The sequence below is a fragment of the Leptolyngbya sp. O-77 genome (assembly GCF_001548395.1).
GTDB lineage: Bacteria > Cyanobacteriota > Cyanobacteriia > Elainellales > Elainellaceae > Thermoleptolyngbya.
The window spans coordinates 1,055,345-1,074,378 of sequence record NZ_AP017367.1 but is presented as its reverse complement, the minus strand read 5'-3'; the positions used below and the strand labels follow the sequence as shown (position 1 = coordinate 1,074,378).

The 19,034-nt window shown below is 57.6% G+C and carries 19 protein-coding genes; 12 read left to right on the top strand and 7 right to left on the bottom strand.

From position 1 onward, the window contains the following. Positions 1 to 203: 203 nt before the first annotated feature. The 4 genes from O77CONTIG1_RS04595 to O77CONTIG1_RS04580 all read right to left on the bottom strand — a co-directional run bounded on the left by O77CONTIG1_RS04595 (position 204) and on the right by O77CONTIG1_RS04580 (position 4,064). A complete protein-coding gene (locus O77CONTIG1_RS04595) occupies positions 204 to 1,283 on the bottom strand; it encodes an ABC transporter ATP-binding protein (RefSeq protein ID WP_068508447.1) in 1,080 nt (359 codons plus the stop codon). Between the two features lie 74 nt (positions 1,284 to 1,357). Then, on the bottom strand, positions 1,358 to 2,194 hold the full coding sequence (locus tag O77CONTIG1_RS04590) for an ABC transporter permease (RefSeq protein ID WP_197673324.1): 837 nt from the start codon (positions 2,192 to 2,194) through the stop codon (positions 1,358 to 1,360). Positions 2,195 to 2,601: 407 nt separating this feature from the next. Continuing rightward, on the bottom strand, positions 2,602 to 3,519 hold the full coding sequence (locus tag O77CONTIG1_RS04585; RefSeq protein WP_068508444.1) for a glycosyltransferase family 2 protein: 918 nt from the start codon (positions 3,517 to 3,519) through the stop codon (positions 2,602 to 2,604). A gap of 101 nt (positions 3,520 to 3,620) precedes the next feature. Continuing rightward, positions 3,621 to 4,064, bottom strand: coding sequence for a Tfp pilus assembly protein FimT/FimU (locus O77CONTIG1_RS04580; RefSeq protein WP_068508443.1), 444 nt, complete (start codon positions 4,062 to 4,064; stop codon positions 3,621 to 3,623). A gap of 112 nt (positions 4,065 to 4,176) precedes the next feature. Between O77CONTIG1_RS04580 and O77CONTIG1_RS24175 the strand changes: the two genes are divergently transcribed. The 9 genes from O77CONTIG1_RS24175 to O77CONTIG1_RS04550 all read left to right on the top strand — a co-directional run bounded on the left by O77CONTIG1_RS24175 (position 4,177) and on the right by O77CONTIG1_RS04550 (position 11,631). Beyond that, positions 4,177 to 4,323: a hypothetical protein gene (locus O77CONTIG1_RS24175; RefSeq protein WP_156434933.1), complete on the top strand. Its 147-nt coding sequence runs from the start codon at positions 4,177 to 4,179 to the stop codon at positions 4,321 to 4,323. A 15-nt stretch (positions 4,324 to 4,338) separates the two neighbouring features. Continuing rightward, complete coding sequence (locus tag O77CONTIG1_RS04575) at positions 4,339 to 5,109, top strand: WecB/TagA/CpsF family glycosyltransferase (protein ID WP_197673323.1); 771 nt, start codon at positions 4,339 to 4,341, stop codon at positions 5,107 to 5,109. Positions 5,110 to 5,423: 314 nt separating this feature from the next. After that, entirely contained in the window at positions 5,424 to 6,341 is a 918-nt protein-coding gene (locus O77CONTIG1_RS04570; protein ID WP_286132546.1) for a Zn-dependent hydrolase, read from the top strand. Further along, complete coding sequence (locus O77CONTIG1_RS26650; protein WP_286132545.1) at positions 6,293 to 6,673, top strand: M20/M25/M40 family metallo-hydrolase; 381 nt, start codon at positions 6,293 to 6,295, stop codon at positions 6,671 to 6,673. Before O77CONTIG1_RS04570 ends, O77CONTIG1_RS26650 begins: the two co-directional genes overlap by 49 nt. Positions 6,674 to 7,106: 433 nt before the next feature. Then, complete coding sequence (locus tag O77CONTIG1_RS04565) at positions 7,107 to 8,300, top strand: ABC transporter ATP-binding protein (protein WP_068508441.1); 1,194 nt, start codon at positions 7,107 to 7,109, stop codon at positions 8,298 to 8,300. Between the two features lie 252 nt (positions 8,301 to 8,552). Beyond that, entirely contained in the window at positions 8,553 to 9,866 is a 1,314-nt protein-coding gene (locus O77CONTIG1_RS04560; protein ID WP_068508440.1) for a PotD/PotF family extracellular solute-binding protein, read from the top strand. Between the two features lie 93 nt (positions 9,867 to 9,959). Continuing rightward, positions 9,960 to 10,658, top strand: coding sequence for an ABC transporter permease (locus O77CONTIG1_RS04555; RefSeq protein WP_286132544.1), 699 nt, complete (start codon positions 9,960 to 9,962; stop codon positions 10,656 to 10,658). Then, positions 10,655 to 10,819, top strand: coding sequence for a hypothetical protein (locus O77CONTIG1_RS27765; protein WP_286132543.1), 165 nt, complete (start codon positions 10,655 to 10,657; stop codon positions 10,817 to 10,819). The genes O77CONTIG1_RS04555 and O77CONTIG1_RS27765 overlap by 4 nt, the downstream gene beginning before the upstream one ends. After that, positions 10,819 to 11,631: an ABC transporter permease gene (locus O77CONTIG1_RS04550; protein ID WP_068508438.1), complete on the top strand. Its 813-nt coding sequence runs from the start codon at positions 10,819 to 10,821 to the stop codon at positions 11,629 to 11,631. The genes O77CONTIG1_RS27765 and O77CONTIG1_RS04550 overlap by 1 nt, the downstream gene beginning before the upstream one ends. A 4-nt stretch (positions 11,632 to 11,635) precedes the next feature. On the opposite strand, the gene O77CONTIG1_RS04545 is transcribed toward O77CONTIG1_RS04550, so the two are convergent. Next, on the bottom strand, positions 11,636 to 12,373 hold the full coding sequence (locus tag O77CONTIG1_RS04545; protein ID WP_068508436.1) for a dienelactone hydrolase family protein: 738 nt from the start codon (positions 12,371 to 12,373) through the stop codon (positions 11,636 to 11,638). A 138-nt stretch (positions 12,374 to 12,511) separates the two neighbouring features. Between O77CONTIG1_RS04545 and O77CONTIG1_RS04540 the strand changes: the two genes are divergently transcribed. After that, entirely contained in the window at positions 12,512 to 15,550 is a 3,039-nt protein-coding gene (locus tag O77CONTIG1_RS04540; RefSeq protein ID WP_156434931.1) for a CAAX protease, read from the top strand. Positions 15,551 to 15,642: 92 nt separating this feature from the next. On the opposite strand, the gene O77CONTIG1_RS04535 is transcribed toward O77CONTIG1_RS04540, so the two are convergent. Beyond that, positions 15,643 to 16,185: a cupin domain-containing protein gene (locus tag O77CONTIG1_RS04535; protein ID WP_286132541.1), complete on the bottom strand. Its 543-nt coding sequence runs from the start codon at positions 16,183 to 16,185 to the stop codon at positions 15,643 to 15,645. A gap of 171 nt (positions 16,186 to 16,356) precedes the next feature. Here O77CONTIG1_RS04535 and O77CONTIG1_RS04530 point away from each other — a divergent pair, with 171 nt between their 5' ends. Then, entirely contained in the window at positions 16,357 to 16,866 is a 510-nt protein-coding gene (locus tag O77CONTIG1_RS04530) for a hypothetical protein (RefSeq protein ID WP_068508434.1), read from the top strand. Positions 16,867 to 17,275: 409 nt separating this feature from the next. Continuing rightward, positions 17,276 to 17,815: a late competence development ComFB family protein gene (locus tag O77CONTIG1_RS04525; RefSeq protein WP_068508432.1), complete on the top strand. Its 540-nt coding sequence runs from the start codon at positions 17,276 to 17,278 to the stop codon at positions 17,813 to 17,815. A 547-nt stretch (positions 17,816 to 18,362) separates the two neighbouring features. Here O77CONTIG1_RS04525 and O77CONTIG1_RS04520 read toward each other — a convergent pair. Next, positions 18,363 to 19,019 carry an NUDIX hydrolase gene (locus tag O77CONTIG1_RS04520; RefSeq protein WP_068508430.1) on the bottom strand — a complete coding sequence of 219 codons (657 nt, stop codon included), beginning with the start codon at positions 19,017 to 19,019 and terminating at the stop codon, positions 18,363 to 18,365. Positions 19,020 to 19,034: the final 15 nt, after the last annotated feature.

Here is a 19,034-nt window from a genome sequence, read left to right as displayed (position 1 = left end):
GATAGAGCGTTTTTGAAGCTGGTGAGGTACGTGGATAGTCAAGAAGCGTTTGCCTCGTCAGGATTATGCGTGTCTCACCCCGCAAGAAAATGCGTATATGGCGTGAAGTTCTGTTGCCTTCATGTAAAGTCGGCACTTCGATCTTATCTCAGAAGATGCGGTGACTACTGGGTCTCGTCTGGGTTTCGACATCAGTCGCCCCTCTAGTTTGGCAGCACGATGCAAGCGTCCTCTTCCCAAATGACTCCACAGGCATCACCCTCTGCAGGGGAGACCATTCCTCCAAGCTGGGTCGCCATCAGGGGGCCCACCGGCGTATCCAACCTGCATTCCCAGACCTGGCCAATGTAGGTGACCTGGCGAATCGTCGCGGCGATCGCCCCTGGAGCCTCTGTTGCGACCAGCCGCACCCGCTCTGGCCGCAGCATGACAGTCGCTGCATCGCCCACGGTCAGCGGGGTTCCAGTAGACAGCGCCCGGAGGGAAAAGCCTTTGAGGGCGATCGCCGCCCATTCGCCCTCGATCGCCTGCACCGTGCCTTGCAGAAAATTTGCCTTGCCGATAAACTGCGCCACAAAATGCGAAGCGGGTCGGTTGTAAATGTCTTTCGGGCTGCCCAACTGCTGCACTTGGCCGCTGTGCATCACGGCAATGCGATCGCTCAGGGCCAGCGCCTCTTCCTGGTCATGCGTCACATAGATAAAGGTCAGCCCCGTCTCGCGCTGAAGCTCTCGCAGTTCTTGTCGCACCTCTTCCCGAATCTTGGCATCCAGCGCCGACAGCGGCTCATCCAACAGCAGCACCTTGGGCCGACTGATTAGCGCCCGTGCCAGCGCGACTCGCTGCTGCTGCCCGCCCGAAAGCTGCGACGGACGGCGATCGCCCAGCCCCTCAATCCGAAACATCCGCATCGCCTCTGCCACGCGCGGTTCTGCCTCTGCCCGCGCCACGCTTGCAATTTGCAGCGGATAGGCAATATTTTCCGCCACCGTCATGTGGGGAAACAGCGCATAGCTCTGAAACACCGTATGCACCGCCCGTCGGTAGGGCGGCAGCGTAGTCACATCCTCACCACCGATGCAAACCTGCCCATACTCTGGAATCTCGAATCCGCCAATCAGCCGCAGGGTGGTTGTTTTGCCCGACCCGCTCGACCCCAGCAGCGAAAAAAATTCCCCCGGCTGCACCGCCAGCGTTACGTCTTTCACCGCGTAGACCTCTTTTTGTCCACTGCCGTAGATTTTGCTGACGCGATCGAGGGAGACGATGGGTTGGGAAGGCATGGAGAGGGGTTGGGGATGGAGGAGTGGAAGAGTTGGAAAGGGTTGCTGGGGATATAGACAGCCGCTTCACGCCATCAACCGTCTCGCTGCGCCTGCTGGCTCAACAGCACCAGGACGGTACTCACAGTCAGAATCAGGGTGGCGATCGCCGCAATTTCTGGCGTGATGTTGGTGCGGAGGCGACCCCAGATCTCCATCGGTAAAGTATTGTCGCGGCCAGTGAGAAAAATAGTGACAACAACTTCATCAAAGGATAGCGTGAAGGCCAGCAAAGCCCCAGCAACCACGGCACTGCGAAGGTAGGGAAACAGCACATCGCGAAACACCTGAACGGGCGTGGCTCCCAGGTCATAGGCGGCTTCTTCGAGGCTGCGGGGAAACTGGCCCAGGCGCGTCAGCATTGGCCCCAGCGCCACGGGCAAGCCAAAGATGGCATGTCCCAAAATCACGGTCCACAGCGACAGCGACAGCCCCAAATCCGAGAAATAGGCTAGCATTGCCACGCCCGTCACAATTCCCGGCAGCAAGATCGGCAGATTCAGCGCGATGCGAAAGGCATTTTTGCCCCAAAACTGGTAGCGATAGATGGCAAAGGCTGCCAGCAGCGCAAAGACGGATGCCAGCACCGTCGCCACCGCCGCCACCCGAATCGAGTTGCCCAGCGCCACGCGCATCGCTGCATCTTGCAGAGCCGTGCGATACCAGCGCAGGGTAAAGCCCTGAAACGGCAGCGACAGAATGCGCGAGTTGTTGAAGCTCATCAGCACCAGCACACCGATGGGCAAATACAGAAAGCCGAATACCAGCACGGCCCAAAGCCCCAGCGCCCAGGGGCGATGCTGCGTTTGGCGGGGGGCGATCGCCCCAGCATCCATCGCTTGGGTCTCTATTGTCGGTTTGTCAAGTGCCATCACGTGAGTGCCAAAACCTCTAGCGCCATACCAAACTTATATCGATTTTGGATTTTGGATTGGCGATTTTGGATTAGCGGTTTTATGTTTAGGTGGCCGATTTTGGATTGCCGATCAAGTATCTGTGACACATCTAGCGCTTTCATCGTTTAGGCTGTTTGCAGGAATTGAGACTATTGCTCTAAGGCGGAAGTTCTGCCTCCAGTTCGTAGTGCAGACTTTAGTCTGCCTCCGAGGGACTAGCTGTGAATCGGGCGGCTGAACTCACCACTACGGACGTTCAGGGCGACTGAAGTCACTACTACGAATGTTCAGGGCGACTGAAGTCGCCACTACAAACGTTTAGGGCGGCTGAAGTCACTACTACGAATGTTCAGGGCGACTGAAGTCGCCACTACGAACAATCATCATTGGGGCAATATCAAATGTCGGAGTGCCAGCCCCAGGTAGCTAATCTGGCCGTAGGCATAGACCAGATTATCGAACCGCAGGGCGGGGTCATTGCCATATCGCAGCGCGTGATATAGCCCGCGCAGGAGGCGATCGCCCCCCCGTTGAACCTGCCCCAGGCCGGCTTTTCCGGTCAGGCGTTCCCGCTGATATTCGCTCACGCCCTGCCACCAGCTTCTTTCCAAAAACCAAGCCTGCTGGCGGCGTTCGGGCGCGACCCGGTGGGTGACTTCGGCATCGGGCAAATAGCGGACGGTTTTGCCCTGGCGTAGCGCCAGTTCTGTCAGGTGCAACTCTTCGTTGGATAACAGCGTATTGCCGATGCGGCCAAGCTGCACCGAAAAGCCACCGACCGATTCCCAAAAGTCGCGCCGCAGGGCGTAGTTCACGCCGCGTGGCGTTTGCCCTGGCTGCTGAATCTTCACTGGTGCATTGCCCAGGTCGTATGCGCCGAGGCTGCCCGCCAGGTTTGCCGAGAGCCAGCGGGGGGGCAGTCGTCCTTCCCAATCCAGCAAGACACGCCCGCCTGCGATCGCCAAATTCTCGTCTGCCTGAAACGCTTCGGATAGCGTCCGCAGCCATTGTGGAGCGGCGATCGCATCGTCATCTAGATAGGCCAGCAGGGGCGCGGCAGCGTTGACGGCTCCGGTGTTGCGAGCGACGGATAGCCCCAGCGTCGGCTCTGGCAGATAGCGCAGCCGAGAATCCTGCAAAAACGGCTCCACCACAGTCCGCGTGGCATCGGTGGAGGCGTTGTCTACCACCAAAACCTCGTAGGGTTCCGTCAGGTCTTGACGCAGCAGACTGGCGATCGCCCCAGCTAGATAGCCAGCCCGATTATGCGTACAGACAATGGCAGAAATACACGGCGACATCTGGCAACCCTCAAAAGCAGGTTCCAAGGTTCCAAGACAAGTTTCGTTCTATTCTGCGTTTGACCATGCATCTAAATACTTAAAGCTATGGCTCACCTAAGCTATGGCTGCGGACAGCCCTTCCGAACGGCTCCCAGCAATGTAGATACCGTAACGCATCGTTTTACCTGGAGGTTGTTCTGCCGGATCAGGGTTACCCGTCCTAGTTGCCCAAGGACGCGACCTTGATGATTAAACTGAACGCGATATAGCCCACCTGTTTGATACAGCGTCATTTCTGTTGGATGAAGCTGAATCCTGGGGTCGAGGTCGCGCCACAAAATCTGTTCAATGGGTGTGTTGATCGGGTGGGCAGCAACTTGCACAAAGCCGTAGGAGTCTGTCCGAAGGCTGACCTGCCAGGTAGAACGGGTTTGCTCTGCCCGAAACTGGGCCAGCCGCATGGTTTGAAAGACTTCATCCTGGGCTACGTTGAGACTGCGGGCGCTAAAGAAAGTAATCCAGCTAGGGGCGGCGATCGCCATCAGAACCGCAATAATCGCCACGACCGCAATTTCTCAATCAGCGTAAACCCCATCGCCACGTTGCGCTCGAACCGCAGGGGGCAAAGACCCTGCCCCCAAACGAGTCAAAGCTTTCATAGAGATTCATCAGAGTGTGAGAGATGCACCCAGCCAACCTGTCCTTAAAATAAAGTTCCCTACGGTGGCGATCGCCTATCGAGAAATTTCCTCTCATGCGCCCTCCCAGGAGAAAACCATCAGCGCCGACCCATTGGGGCATAATGATCAGCGGTGGTTTTGAGGGAACAAGCTCAACATGCCTGACGTAATCGACGCGCTGCCAGACAACCTCCAACCTGCAATGGCGGACGTGCTGGGGCTGCCGATTCACCTGCTGCCAGACTATTGCGACTGGCTGCTGGCGCAACTCGCGCAGGGCGATCGCGGCGTGCATGTGGTCACGCTGAATGCCGAAATGGCTATGCAGGCAGAGCAAAACGACGCGCTGGCAGCGGTGATCCGGCAGGCAGAACTGGTGATTCCTGACGGGGCGGGCGTGGTGCTATATCTGCGATTGCGCGGCCATCGCGTCAACCGCTGTCCGGGCATTGAGCTATCAGAGCGGGTGATTCGAGCGTCTGCCGACTCAGCCTTGCCCAATGCACCTTACTCGCTATTTTTCTTTGGCGGTGCGCCCGGGGTCGCAGATGAAGCGGCGCGGGTGTGGCAAGAACAAGTGCCAGGACTGGCGATCGCCGGGGTGCAGCACGGCTACCTCCCGCCCGAAGAGCAAGCCCCGCTGCTGGAACGGCTCCGAGAACTCCAGCCGCGCCTGATTTTGGTGGGGCTGGGGGTTCCTCGACAAGAATTTTGGATTGCCCAACACCGCCATGTTTGCCCCAACGCAATTTGGATCGGCGTGGGCGGCAGCTTCGATATCTGGTCGGGCACCAAAACCCGCGCTCCTGGCTGGCTGCGGAACAATAACCTGGAGTGGGTTTATCGGCTCTATCAAGAACCGTGGCGCTGGCGGCGAATGCTGGCCCTGCCGCAGTTTGCATGGCGGGCAGTGGTGTATAGAGGGTGACGGGGAAAGGGGGAGATCGGCAGAGCGCTGCGGGTTTGTTGCTGGTTAGCGATCACCGCTAAACGGTTGCCTTTTAGTTAGCAAGGGTGAGCAATGGCGGCAACAACCTGCAAATCCAAAAGTTTGCGATTTCCGCATCTTTGTATACAGTATGCATATAGAAGCCAATTTATGCTGGGTAGCTTGAGGGCGTGTGCTGATTCGCCGATCTTCCAGGACGCAGCGCCACCGACAGGATCAAACCTGGGATGGGAATCGCCTCAGTGACCCGTGTTGACGCTGAAATCACAGAAAATCCATATTTAGGGGATGGAATGGTTGTTCTTTCTAAACAGCTTGCAGTCAATGGCGATCGCCTCATGCAGTCTATTGATCGGCTGGCCAAAATCGGGCGACAGCCCAATGGAGACATCTGCCGCCTAGCCTTTTCGCCAGAAGACTTGCAGGCTCGCTATCTAGTGCAGCAGTGGATGATCGAGGCGGGGATGACCGTGCGGACGGATGCCGCCGGAAACCTAATCGGCCGCTACGAGGGCACCGACCCCGACGCACCCGCCCTGGCCACAGGTTCCCATATCGACACCGTGCCCTCTGGCGGCCCCTTCGACGGGGCCCTGGGGGTGCTGGGCGGCATCGAAGTCGTGCGGACGCTGAAGGAAAATAACCTGCGGCTGCGGCATCCCATTGAGGTCATCGTGTTTACCGATGAGGAGAGCAGCATGATTGGCGGACAGGCGATCGCCGGGACAGTGCTGCTAGATCAGCCAGAACGCTACCTGCCCAAAATCAATCAGCCGATTGAGTCGTGCCTGGAGAAAATTGGCGGCGACTGGAGCCAACTGCCCAGCGCCCGCCGCACCCGCGCCGACATTGCCGCCTTTGTGGAACTGCATGTGGAGCAGGGCTGCGTGCTGGAGCGCAAAGCTCAGGCGATTGGCGTGGTGCAGGGCGTAGTAGGGATGCAGCGGCATCTGATCACGATTCACGGCCAGCCCAACCACGCAGGCACCACCCCGATGGACATGCGCCAGGACGCGCTGATTGCCGCCGCAAAGGTAATTCTGTCAGTGCAGGCGATCGCCCTAGAGCAGCCCAGCCAGCCCGTCGCCACGGTGGGCTATCTCACCGTCGCCCCCAACGCCATGAACATTGTGCCGGGAACCCGTAGAGCTATCGGGTCGATATGCGCGACCTGTCGCAGGTGGTGCTGGAGCAAATGCTGGAGAAGCTGAAGCAAGCCCTGCGCGAGATTGCGATCGCCACCCACACCCGCATCGACATCGCGCCCGTCCTCACCGTCGAGCCGACTCTGGCCTCTCTCAATGTCCAGGCAGCGATTGAAGCTGTTTCCCAAGACCTGAACCTGAGCTACCTCTACATGCCCAGCCGCGCCGGCCACGACGCAATGGAGATGGGCCGCTTTACCGACATGGGTATGATCTTCGTACCCAGCCAGGAGGGACTCAGCCACTCCGGCATGGAATACACCTCGCCAGAGCAATGCACCCAGGGCGCGGACGTGCTGCTTCACACGCTGATCAAGCTCGACTCGATCTATGCTTAAAAGGCCTTAAAAAGGCCCATAGGGAGCCTTATAGAAACCGTTCAGCGGCCGTGGAAAGTCTTTCACGGCCGTTTTTGAACGCTTAATCATAATAAAGAGCTATAAACTACCAGAAACCCTGGCAATCCTCCAGGAATCGGAATTTTTCTGTAATCTGCCATTACTTGCGACTGAAAGCTCTAGAGGTTGCAGAGGTTGGCGAATGTAGCATCAGATACAACGTGTAGATCTTTAAAGCCTTTTGATAGATGACATTCGTTCGGCATTAAGATGTCTGGCATCTGAATTGCAAATCCGAATCATAAAGCAGGCAGATGCAACTCCGATCCTGTAGAACGTTTCAGGATCTCTGGTTGAACTCGAGGTATCACCTGACTCACTTCGCCGCTGTCCATGCTGCAAAGCTCTTTTAAGGCTTTTTGGGGATGTTTTAATGACTCAATCATCTGTCTCAGCTTCAGCTTCGCCGACCGTCGATGGGGGCGGAGTTGCACCAATTCCCTACGACATGCCATCCACGACCGTAGGCGTATCTCTCCGCTCGGTTACCAAAAAATACGGCCCCGTGACGGCAGTTGAGAACATCACCCTGGACATCCCGCCCGGTTCCTACTGCTGTCTGCTGGGACCAAGCGGCTGCGGCAAAACCACCACGATGCGGATGATTGCAGGTCACGAAGACATTACTCAGGGCGACGTATACATTGGCGACCTGCGGGTGAACGACCTGCCGCCTGCCCAGCGCAGCACCGCCATGATGTTCCAAAACTATGCCCTATTTCCCCACAAGACGGTCTGGCAGAATGTCGAGTTTGGGCTGCGGATGCGCGATATCCCCAAGCCCGAACGCGACCAGCGCGTGGGTGAAATCCTGGAAATCGTCGGGCTGACCCCGTTTGCCAGCCGCAAGCCCGCCCAACTCAGCGGCGGACAGCAGCAGCGCGTAGCCCTAGCGCGATCGCTCGTCACTCGTCCCCAAGTGCTGATGCTCGACGAACCCCTCAGCGCCCTCGACGAAAACCTGCGGGTAAAAACGCGGGGTGAGTTGCGCCGCCTGCAAAAGCAGTTTGGCATGACCTTCATCCAGGTGACGCACAACCAGGACGAAGCCTATTCCCTGTCGGACATGATCGTGGTCATGGATCATGGGCGGATCGACCAGGTGGGCACGCCTCAGGAAATCTTCGTCAAGCCAATTTCCCAGTTCGTCGCAAAATTCACAGGCGACAACAACATCTTCAAAGGAACCGTCAGCCGCGCCGACCAGGATGCCGAAGGCTACCTAGTGCAGATGGATGTGCCAAAGTTGGGAACGCTCCTCTGCCGGGGTGACTATGCCCAGGCTGGCGCAGCGGCCGCCTGCTCGGTGCGGGCAGACCGGGTGAAGGTGGAGCCGCTGTCGGCGGCGGACACATCACCCCGCGCTCTGGTGAATCAGGTGACAGCGCGAATTGTAGCCGTCGAATTCACGGGCTACGTCACTCGCGTTACCCTGGCGCTGGAAAAGACCGGACAGGAAGTGCTGTACAAAGTCCGCAGCACCGACTGGGTGAGCCAAGCGCTCCAGGAAGGGCAGGTCGTGGCGCTAAGCTGGCTGGCTGATGACTGTGTGTTCTTGTCGCATTAACGTCGCACCAGCCATGACGCGATCTCAGAGCCGAGTAGCTTGGCGACTGGTGGGTCTGCGGCAGATTATGGGTGACTGGTGAGATTATGGGTGACTGGTGATCTGGCGTGGGGCGATCGCCCTCTCTCTTGTCCATCATCCGCAGCACCTACCCCGCAGTCACCGCTATAGATGCAAAGCTAGCGCCAGCAGAGCAACTCAAACAGCCCAGCAACGTTTACCCCTCATTCATTCTCTACACATCTAGGCACTATGGCTAAAATCTCTCGTCGTCAAGTCATCCGCACTGGACTCGCTGCCGGAGCCGCGCTGGCTGCGACCCGTTGCGCCCGCAGCGAAGCCCCCGTCGGCACCCCCAACAACCCGGCTACGGGCCCGGAGGTAAACACCAACCAGACCAAGGACGTGACCCTGCGGCTGATTGGCACCGGCGTATCGCAGATCAATGAAATTCGCGATAAAGCGCAGCAAGATCTCGGCTTTAAGCTAGACATGCGGGCCCTCAGCACCGAAGAAAACAACCAGATCGCCATTACTCAGCCCAAACAGTACGACATCTTTGACGGGGAATATTTCAGCTTGCCGCTAGTGGTGCCGTCGGGCAATCTCCAGCCCATCGATGTTAGCAAGATCAAAGACTACGACAAGATCGTGCCCTTCTTTACCCAGGGCAAGTTTGAGGGGATGCCTGTAGAACAATCCCAAGGCACAGCGCCTTACAAGGTGCAGTACCTTACTGGGCCAGACTCCAAAGAGTTTTCACCGACCCCCACCGACTACGCTACGCTGATCCCATTCCAGTACAACGCAGACACGCTGGGCTACCGTCCCGACTTGGTGGGCCGCAAGATCGAAACCTGGGGCGAATTGTTCAATCCCGAATTCAAAGGCAAGACTTCGATTCTGGACATCCCCCAAATCGGCATCATGGACGCGGCAATGGTAGCCGAGTCGCTGGGGCTGATGAAATTTGGCGACAAGGGCAACATGACCCGCGAAGAAATCGACCAGATTACCAATATTCTTAAGGAACAGAAGCGGGCGGGTCAGTTCCGGGCTTTCTGGAAGACCTTTGATGAATCGGTGAACCTGATGACTTCTGGCGAGGTAGTGTTGCAATCCATGTGGTCGCCTGCGGTGACCGCCGTGAAGTCTAAAGGCATGGAGTGCATCTATGCACCACTGAAGGAAGGCTATCGCGGCTGGGGCGGCGGCATTGGCCTGTCGAAGAACCTGTCGGGCATCCAGCTTGACGCAGCCTATGAGTACATCAACTGGATGCTAGAGGGCTGGGTCGGCTCCTTCCTGGGTCGCCAGGGCTACTACAGCGCCGTGCCAGAAAATGCCAAGAAATATATGTCGCAGGCAGAGTGGGACTTCTGGTACGAAGGCAAGCCCGCCGCCGAAGATATGGTAGACCCCTTCGGCAAAACCCTTGAGAAAAAAGGCGCAGTGCGGGATGGCGGCTCCTTCAAGGATCGCTTCGGCAACATCGTGTGTTGGAACTCCACGATGAAGGAGAACGTGTACCTGGTGCAAAAGTGGAACGAGTTTATCGCGTCGTAGCGATCGCCTGCTAATCTCTACTAATTCCTGTCCATTGCGGTGCTTTGAGCGACCTGCCCCCTCAAAGCGCCGCAGCTATTCAGTTAACTTGCGATGCTGAAATCTTGGAAAAGCATTCAGCCCTATGCACTGGCAACGCCGCAAACACTCGTGCTGCTGCTGTTTCTGGTGCTGCCGATTCTCATGATCTTTGTGGTCAGCTTCTGGCAGTTTGACGGCATTCAGATGATTCCCAGCTTTACGCTGGATAACTACAAAAGTATCTTCACGTCCGACGTGACGCTGAGAACCTACCTAAACACGTTCAAGTATGTGTTCCTGGTGTGGTTCTTTTGTCTGGCGATCGCCTTTCCTGTGGCGTACTTTCTGGCATTCTTCATCGAAGACCAAAAGTGGCAAATCATTCTCTTTTTAGTGTGTACAGTACCATTCTGGACTTCAAATATTATCCGGATGATTTCCTGGGTGCCCGTGCTGGGGCGGGAAGGTCTGGTAAACAGCACGCTGCTGCGCCTGGGGCTGATTAATCAACCGCTGGAGTGGCTGCTGTTTTCGGATTTTGCCATTGTGCTGGGCATGGTGCATTTGTATAACTTTTTTATGATTGCGCCCATTTTCAATAGCCTCATGCGGATCGATCGCAACCTGATCACCGCCGCACGAGACATGGGCGCATCCGGGTTTCAAATTCTCAAAGAAATCATCCTGCCGCTGGCGGCTCCGGGGATTGCCATCGGCTCCATTTTTGTGGTGACGTTGGTGATGGGGCGAATTCGTCACGGGTGCGAATGATGGGCGGCGGGCAGGCGGCCTCCGTCGGCAAGATGATTCAGACCCAAATCGGCAGCTTGCAGTATCCGCTGGCGGCGGCAAACGCGGTAATTTTGCTGCTGGTGACGCTGCTGCTGGTCATGGCAATTTTGCGCGTGGTCGATATTCGCAAGGAGTTGTGATGCAACAGAAACGCTCCCTGACTTACTACCTGCTGGCGGGCTTCTTTGGGCTATTTGTCCTGTTTCTCTACGGCCCCATGCTGGCGATCTTTATCCTGTCGCTGCAAGGCGAAGAGGGCACGCTGACGTTTCCGATGAAAGGCTTTAGCTTCTACTGGTTGGGGCAGGTCTTCCAGGAACAGCGCGTGGGCAACTTTACAGATGCCTTCTGGCGATCGCTCCTCTTGGGACTGATCGTGACGCTGCTATCGGTTATCGTCACGGTCATGTCTGCCTTGGCCTTCCGGCAGCGGTTCAAAGGGGCTGGAACCCTGTTCTATCTGACGATTGCCAGCCTGATCGTGCCCAGCGTGCTGATTTCTCTAGGCATTGGCATTGTATTTCAGGTGCTGGATTTGGAAACGAACTGGTTCTCGTCGGGTCTAGGCGCACACCTAACCTGGACGGTTCCCTTTGCCTTTCTAATCATGCTGGGCATTTTCAACCGATTTAACCCGTCCTACGAAGAGGCTTCCCGCGACCTGGGCGCAAACGACACCAAAACCTTCTGGGAGATTGTGTTTCCGTTGATTCTGCCGGCGCTGATCGGCATTGGGCTATTGGGCTTTACGCTGTCCTACGACGAATTTACGCGCACGTCGCTGGTGTCAGGGCAAAAGAACACGCTGCCGCTGGAAATCTTCGGCATGACCACCAACGTTACCTCGCCTGCGCTGTATGCTCTGGGCACCCTGACGACGCTGTTTTCCTTTGCCATGATTCTGCTGGCGATCGCCGCCTACAACTATACCTCGCGCCGCCAGTCGCAGTGAGGCGCTAACCAATTACCCGTCTCAGGAACGGGATGAGTTCATTCCAGGCAGCATCAGTGGCGGCGGGGTCGTAGCGGGGGCCATCGTCGCGCATAAAGGTGTGGTCGGCTTCGTAAATCAGAATTTGGTGCTTTACGCCTGTTTTGGCCAGGGTTTGGGCAAGGGTGTGGCGATCGGGTTCTTTGATATGCGGGTCGAGGGTGCCAAAGATAAGCAGCAGTTCGCCGTGGATTTCACTCGTGCGCTGGAGCGTATCGGCCACGCCCTTACCCAGTTTGCCAATAGGGATGCCCGTAGGGTAGCAGCTTACCGTCGCCTTCACCTCTGGCTGGAAGGCGGCGCGGTAGGCCAAGTGCCCCCCAATGCAAAAGCCCATACTGCCTAGCTTATCGGGCAACACCGAGACTTCAGACTTGAGGAAATCGAGGACGGCGCGGGTGTCGGCATCGTAGTGGGCGATCGCCGTTCGTCGAGCGTCATCATTACCCCGCATCCGCCCCAGGTCGCTGGGTTCAATCACCGTGCCCACGGGTTCCAGCCGATGGAAGATTTCCGGCGCAGCCACCACATATCCATAGCCCGCTAGCCGATCCGCCAGCCGCGTAATCGGGCCGCCCAGTTGGTAAATATCCGAAAAGAAGACGATGCCGGGATAGCGGCCCTCTGGCTTGGGCGCAGCCACATACACCCGCATCAGGCTGTCATCCACCCGCAGTTCCACGTTCCGCTTGACGATTTGCATCTGCCCATCCTGCCACGCTGTTTGCCCTTAGCGTAGCCATCCTGCTAAAGGGATTCAAGCTTGCTGAGACACCTCGCCGGGCCGTAATCTTGGACGATAAGGCCGAACGCCGAGCCTGAGTTTCAGCCCTGAGAGTCTATGGAACAGCCCAGCCCAACCACGACTCGTGCTGCCAAACGAGGGCGATCGCCCTGGAAAGCGCCCTGGAGAGTCGCCAGTATCGCGGGCACGGTTCTGGCAGCATTTCTAGCAGCATCGTCCACGCTGATTCCGGCGGTCAGTGGCTGGCTCTCGCACACGCTGCTGGTGCTGGCGGCCACCCTCAGCATTACCAAAGACCTGCTGCTGGTGGGCGGCATTGCAGTCCTGATCGCCAGCCTGCTGGCCCCGCTGGAGGCCCTGGGCTGGTGGGCGGGCTGGTATGGTGAGGATCTGCAAACCCTGGAAGCACCGGGAATCCTGGCAGAACCGCTGCCCGAACCCAGCACCATCACTCGCTACGTCGTTTACCTGGATGGCATCGCCCAAGGAAAGTATACTTACTTGCCCGATGTGGAGGAATTCCTGGCGACGCTGGCGGCCGACATGCCCGATGACATCGTGCTAATCCAGGGCATCATGTCTTACTCCGTGATGAATCGCTCCCTTACCGAGCGACGAATACTGGCGTTCTTTTGGCGCATCGTCGATCGGCTGCAAATGTCGCCCTCCAGCGGCATCTTTGGGCTATTGCTCTCGTTTTTGATTAACATCCGCAACGTGCTGGTCGTCGCCGTGACTGCCGATCAGCGCTACGGTCCGATTTACGGCCAGGGCACGGCGCAGGTCATCTTCAACAGCTTGACCCACTACGGGTATCAGCCCAATAGCGGCGTTCCGGTGACGCTGCTGGGCTATAGCGGCGGGGCGCAGGTGGCGCTGCGGGCGGCGCTGACGCTCAAGCGATTGCTCAAAGCACCCATCGACGTGATTTCGCTGGCGGGCGTGGTCAGCGGCAACCACAATTTGCTGGAGTTAGAGCATCTTTATCATTTGGTGGGCGATCGCGACTGGGTAGAAAAACAAGGCGCAGTGCTGTTTCCCCAGCGCTGGCGGCTGTTTCCGCTGTCACCGTGGAATCGCGCCCGCCAGCGCCGCAAGATTACCATTTCTTCCCTTGGCTCGATAGGGCACAACGGAGCCGACGGCCCCTACAGCGTCACCGAGCGCCTGCCCGACGGCCGCACGCACCTGGAGGCAACTGTCCGCGCTGTATCCGACATTTTGCAGGGCAAGTCGGCGCTGGTGAGCAAGACGCAGGTCGCCAAACCCAGCAACTATGAGCGCTATTGGCAAGCCGAGTTTAACCGACCCGACTATTATCCGCTCGACCAAACTGTAGATCCATCGCTGTATCGGGCGATTCCCGCAGGGATCGCTCCGCGAATCGCCCCCTGGACGGGGCGGCTGATTTTGCCCAAACCGAACGAGCGGCGGCAGGTGCGCGGCGTGTGGTTTGAGGTGCATCACACGCCGCCAGAATATGCCCATCTGATGGGACAGGTGGTGGTGCTGCGCTGGCAGCAAACGCCGGGGATTCAGTTCTTTTTGCAGCAGACCACCCGCGATGTCTTTTTTAGCGAAGAGACGGAATACAGCATTTGCCAGGGCTTGGTGCATCCGCTGCGAATTGACCGCTGGCAGCGGGTCGATCCGCTAGAGTCGCTGGCAGGCAGCCGCCCCTACGATGACGTGCTGGTGATGCTGGACGAGCCACAGGTGCAGGACATCCAAATTTGTGGCGAAGGGCGATCGCTCCTCGCGATTACGCGAGAACCCGTGCAGATTACAGGTCGCTATTATGCCCTGGCGACGGTGCTGGAACCCGTCAATGCCCAGGGACAACCCCTGCCAGACTCCGATGCCTCTGAGCCAGAATTTTTCCGCATTCAGCATTTCAACCGGGCCACGCGCCAGTTTGACGGGCCCACGGAAATTGTGCGTTTTCCCCCGGTCATTCCCGATGCAAACAACCTGCCGCCTGCTGGGAATCGGGGACTGGAAAAGTCTCCTGCGGGGCGCGATGGCTGGTATCTCTATGGCGCAAAGGACGCAGCGGGTCGGTTTGTGGTGCAGGCGATCGCCCCCCGTGCGCTCCTGCGCTTGCAGCCGGATCAAACCATTGGCGATCGCCGCGAGGCCTGGCAGTTCCTTAGGCGCGGCATCTGGGAAAACATAGCAGCGCTGAAAGGCAACGTCCGCTCAACGCTGCTCTTGAACGAGTGCCTGGCAGATTCCCCGACTGCCCCTCAGGATGCCCTTCAACCCGCCAATCACCAGCCCGCTGTTTGCGAAGGCTCACGGGCGCTGGTGATTCACCTCTATGGGGGCATCGGCGGCGCAAAAGCAGAACCCCAGGCGCAGGGGCCGCTGTACTTTGGGCACTTTGCCTACGGCGTGGCAACGGTGGTGCGTGAGCCGCTGGCCGACGAGCTAATCTTCGACATTCACTATCACCAAGTCTATACCCACAACACCGATGGGGTGATTGCGGGAAGACTATCGTGGCAGCGATTTTTGGGCGATCGCCAGTTTGGCTGGCTGGGCGTGCGACCAGTGTGTGACCTAGTGATTCAATACGATCCGTTCACCAATCCCTTCGATTTTGGCGGCGTAAAAGCCTCGGCGCTAGACGGACTCGTGACCCAACTCGAAATCATGACCGCCCGCTATCGCGTCGGCGACGGCACTGGCGGCACCTACGTCGGCCCCGCTCACAACTGCTCGCAAGACTCTAACCAGGCCCTCTACGCGGCGGTGAAAAACCTGGGCGACGCGCTCAACCGGATGCCCGAACTCAAGGACTGGCTGGATGAACAGCCCGACCAGGCAGCGCGATTTGACCAACTGGTGCGGCTGGGGCAGTTTATCAAACGAGAGATGCTGCCGCTCGGCACGGCTCGCGCCGACTGGAAAACGAACGACAGCACCCTCGGCGTTAGCCCCGAAAGCGAAATTCTCTATAACCTCACCGTCGGGCTGATTAGCTGGCGGACGCTGCTGCCCCGCCTCGCCTGCGAAACCATTGCCCGCCAGTTTCTCAATCAGGGCGCACGGATTTGGGTGCTGCAAACCTGCCAGGTGGGGGGCGATCGCCCGGAGATTGCGCCCGTCCCGCCAACGCCGTTGGGATGGTGAGTGGGTGGGGGATGTGGGGGAAGAGGGAAAACGAAGAGGGAAGAACGAAGAGGGAAGAACGAAGAGGGAAGAAACTTTTTTAGCGCGATGTGCTAGCCTGCCGGATCATCACCTGCTAGATGATTGCCTGCTGGATCATTACCTGCTGGATTGTGGTGTGCTGGATTGTAGAGGACGACGTTTTCTTGCTCGTTAGGGTCGTTGCGGGAAACGAGGGCGCGGGCGGGTTCGGTCTGGCTGAGGTTGTGGGGCTGGTGGGGCACGCCAGGTGGAATAAAGAGGAAATCGCCTGTTTCGTTGATGACCGACTGCCGAAGTCCCAGCCCGTAGCGGGTTTCGACGCGCCCCTCCAGGATGTAGATGGCGGTTTCGTAGTCGCGGTGGAAATGCGGCTCGGCAGAGGCTCCGGGTGGAATCATCACCAGGTTCATGGAGATGCCCTGCGTCCCTGCGGTGTTACCAGAAATGCCGACGAAATAGGGCAACCGCTGGCGCGTCAGGGTTTCTGCATCGGGACGCACGGTAATGATTTCGCCGTCGTTGGGCTGGGGCGCGGCGGTGTCTACCCCGCGCATCCCCTCATCGCTCACCTGCTCTGCCGGGGCTGCTTGGCGTGAATCTTGTTGCAATGCCATCGAACTGTGTCCTCCGGGCCAGCATCTAAATTTCTCTATCTTTATCCTAATCGGCAGCTTTGCACCTGACCCCGCGAACGACGCTTGCGCTGCCATCTCAGCCGATAATGGAACCAGCAGTTGGAAACCTTGCAAGCTGACGTTGCAGAGAAGGCACGGAGTGCGATCGCCATGAATTATGTTGTAGCAATCCTTCCTGACCGCATTCAGGCAGAGGCGGCCTATTCAGCACTGGAGGCGGCAAACCTGCCCATGAATCAGGTGAGCATTTTGGGGCGCGGCTATAAAAGCGCTGATGAGTATGGCTTCCTTGACCCCAAAAAGCCCGCCCGCAAGCAGGCACTGCTGATGGCGACGTGGCTGGTGCCATTTGGCTTTATTGCAGGGGTGGCGTTTAACCTGGCGACCGCGTATCAACTGGTGCCCTCGGCGGGCGTGTTGGGCAATCAGATCATCGGTGGCGTTTTGGGGGCGATCGCCGGGGCAATGGGCAGCTTCTTTGTCGGCGGCGGCACGGGGCTGGTCTTTGGCGGGGGCGATGCTTTGCCCTACCGGAATCGCCTCAAGGCAGGGAAATATCTTGTCGTGGTGAAGGGGCAACCCAACCTGACGAATCAGGCCACGAAAATCTTGAAACAATTTGACCCCGAAAATATCCAGGGCTACGTTGAGCCAGATTGAGCCTTGCCAAATCGAACACCAGCGGGCTGTTTTTGTTGAAATTGGCTTTACTTAACTTAATTTGCTGAACGGGGCAAGCTTGAGGCGCGAGCATTGTCATTTTTTCGTAAAGCAGTTGAATTGTTTGTACAGCGTTTTTGAAGCTACAGCATTTTCTTGCAGGGTGAGGACAGCGCGTGCCTCACCTCGCAAGAAAATGCTATAACGTCATCACGAAACCCATAGATGCTAACCCCAGATCAGGCAATATATGCGCCCCTATCCGGATCACTATCCGGATAGATCTTCACACAATCGTTAAATGGGTTTGGTGCAGTTGTGGAATTCCAGGGCACACTAAGCCTAATGGGTATAAGCCTGATGGATTCGAGTGACCCATTCCGTTTTGCTGTGAAGATTTGAGGGCGACATGAGCATTGAGAAAATCGTCGAGCAAGCGCTTCAAGATGGCTACCTTACCCCTGCGATGGAAGCTGAGGTTGGGCGCATTTGCGATACGGCTTCCGAATTGTCTATCGAAGAGTACATGGCCCTCGATCGGCTCATGGGGGCGCTATTGACCGGCGAGGTGGTCGCGGTGCCCCGCAAACAGTTTATTAACGTGATGGAAGAAATGGTGCTGACGGAGGCGATCGCCCGCGTTGCCGAAATCGAAGCCACCAGCGATTGCACTCTCGACTTGGGCGACATTGCCGCCTACGCGCTGAACCGACTGCCGCCCATGTATGCCACAACGGAGGAAGGCGCAGACTATCAGCGCAGCCGCGCCCGCGAAGATCTGCAACCGCTGATTTCAGAACAGGTGGCAGAGGCGATTGCCCGCAGCGTCAACCGCCCCGACTTCTATCCCGAACGCCAGGCCTTGGGCAAGAGCACCAGCGACGAAGTGCTGGGTCAGGTGAGTACGCTGCTCAAAGCCTACGCCCACAAGTTTGAAGCACACGCCTAATCAGCGGGCAGAGATTAGCGATTCGTTAGGGAAAGCAGACTCAACGCGCTGCCCTGTATGTACTCTGAGGCGAAAGTTCTGCCCTAAGTTCGTAGTGCAGACTTTAGTCTGCCAGGTTTGTAGCGCAGACTTTAGTCTTTGGTCTGCCAGATTTCTAGCGCAGACTTTATATCAAATCCAGTTGATTAGCCATAATACAGAGAAGCCAAAAGCCTGGTCGTAACTGAGTTGCAATTATGGGCAATTCAAAGGATTTGATATTAGTCTGCCTGCGAGGGGCTAGCCGTGAACAGGCAGACTAAAGTCTGCACTACAAACGGTCGTTGAACCGGGCAACTAAAGTCACCACTACAGGCAGCCAGCCTGTTTAATGTTGCCCAGCACTACAGCATTGTCTTGCGGGGTGAGGCACTCACTGTTTTTGATAAGGCAAGGGCTTCTTGGCCATCCGCACACCCCACTAGCTTCAAAAACGCTGTGGCAAGGTTGCACTTCAACGCTGAATCGCTTCTAAAGCGCTAATCCCAAACCGCCAACCTTCCTCGCATTAGCGCTGTGGCGTAGTAGTCCCCAATCCCCAACCCCTCGCGCCCTGATGCGTCAAAAAAGCGGCCGTGCCGTGGGGAACACACACCACGTCTGGGCTGAGCCGGATGCCCGGTTGCAGGTCGATTTTTGCACCCGTGCTGAGCAAGTGTCCGAGGGTGGGGCGATCGCCCGTCTGCATCTGCTGCAAATGCTCGTCGCGTAGGTACAGGAGTGCTGCGATTTCGCTGCTGGGCTGGGGTTTTGCCCGCAGAGACGCATCAAAGGCAAGCAAGTAGTAGGTCTGTTGGCTGCTGGCCAGGCTGCCGTAGCTGGAGTGCGCTCGCTTTTCTAAAATCAGCCGGGGGCGCAGGCCTGATTCCAGCAGACGCACCGTGAGGACTTCCCCCTCAGCGCTCAGAAAATAGGTCTGCTCAGCGCTGTGAATCGCAGAAACCACCGCGCCGATTTCTTCAGCGCTCTCTCGCAGGGCGCAGTCTGTCCAGGACTCGTCGGGCGATCGCCGCTTGCCGCCCACTCCAAAAAAACGCAGGCGATCGCCGCCGTGGGTCAGTTCTCTCCGGGGAATCGAAAAGACGTGATAGCCCTCCCACCGCAGAAACAGCGCCGCCCCTGTAGGGGTTGTTCGAGAGATGAAATCAGACAGTGAAATGAGCATTGACCAATTCAGACC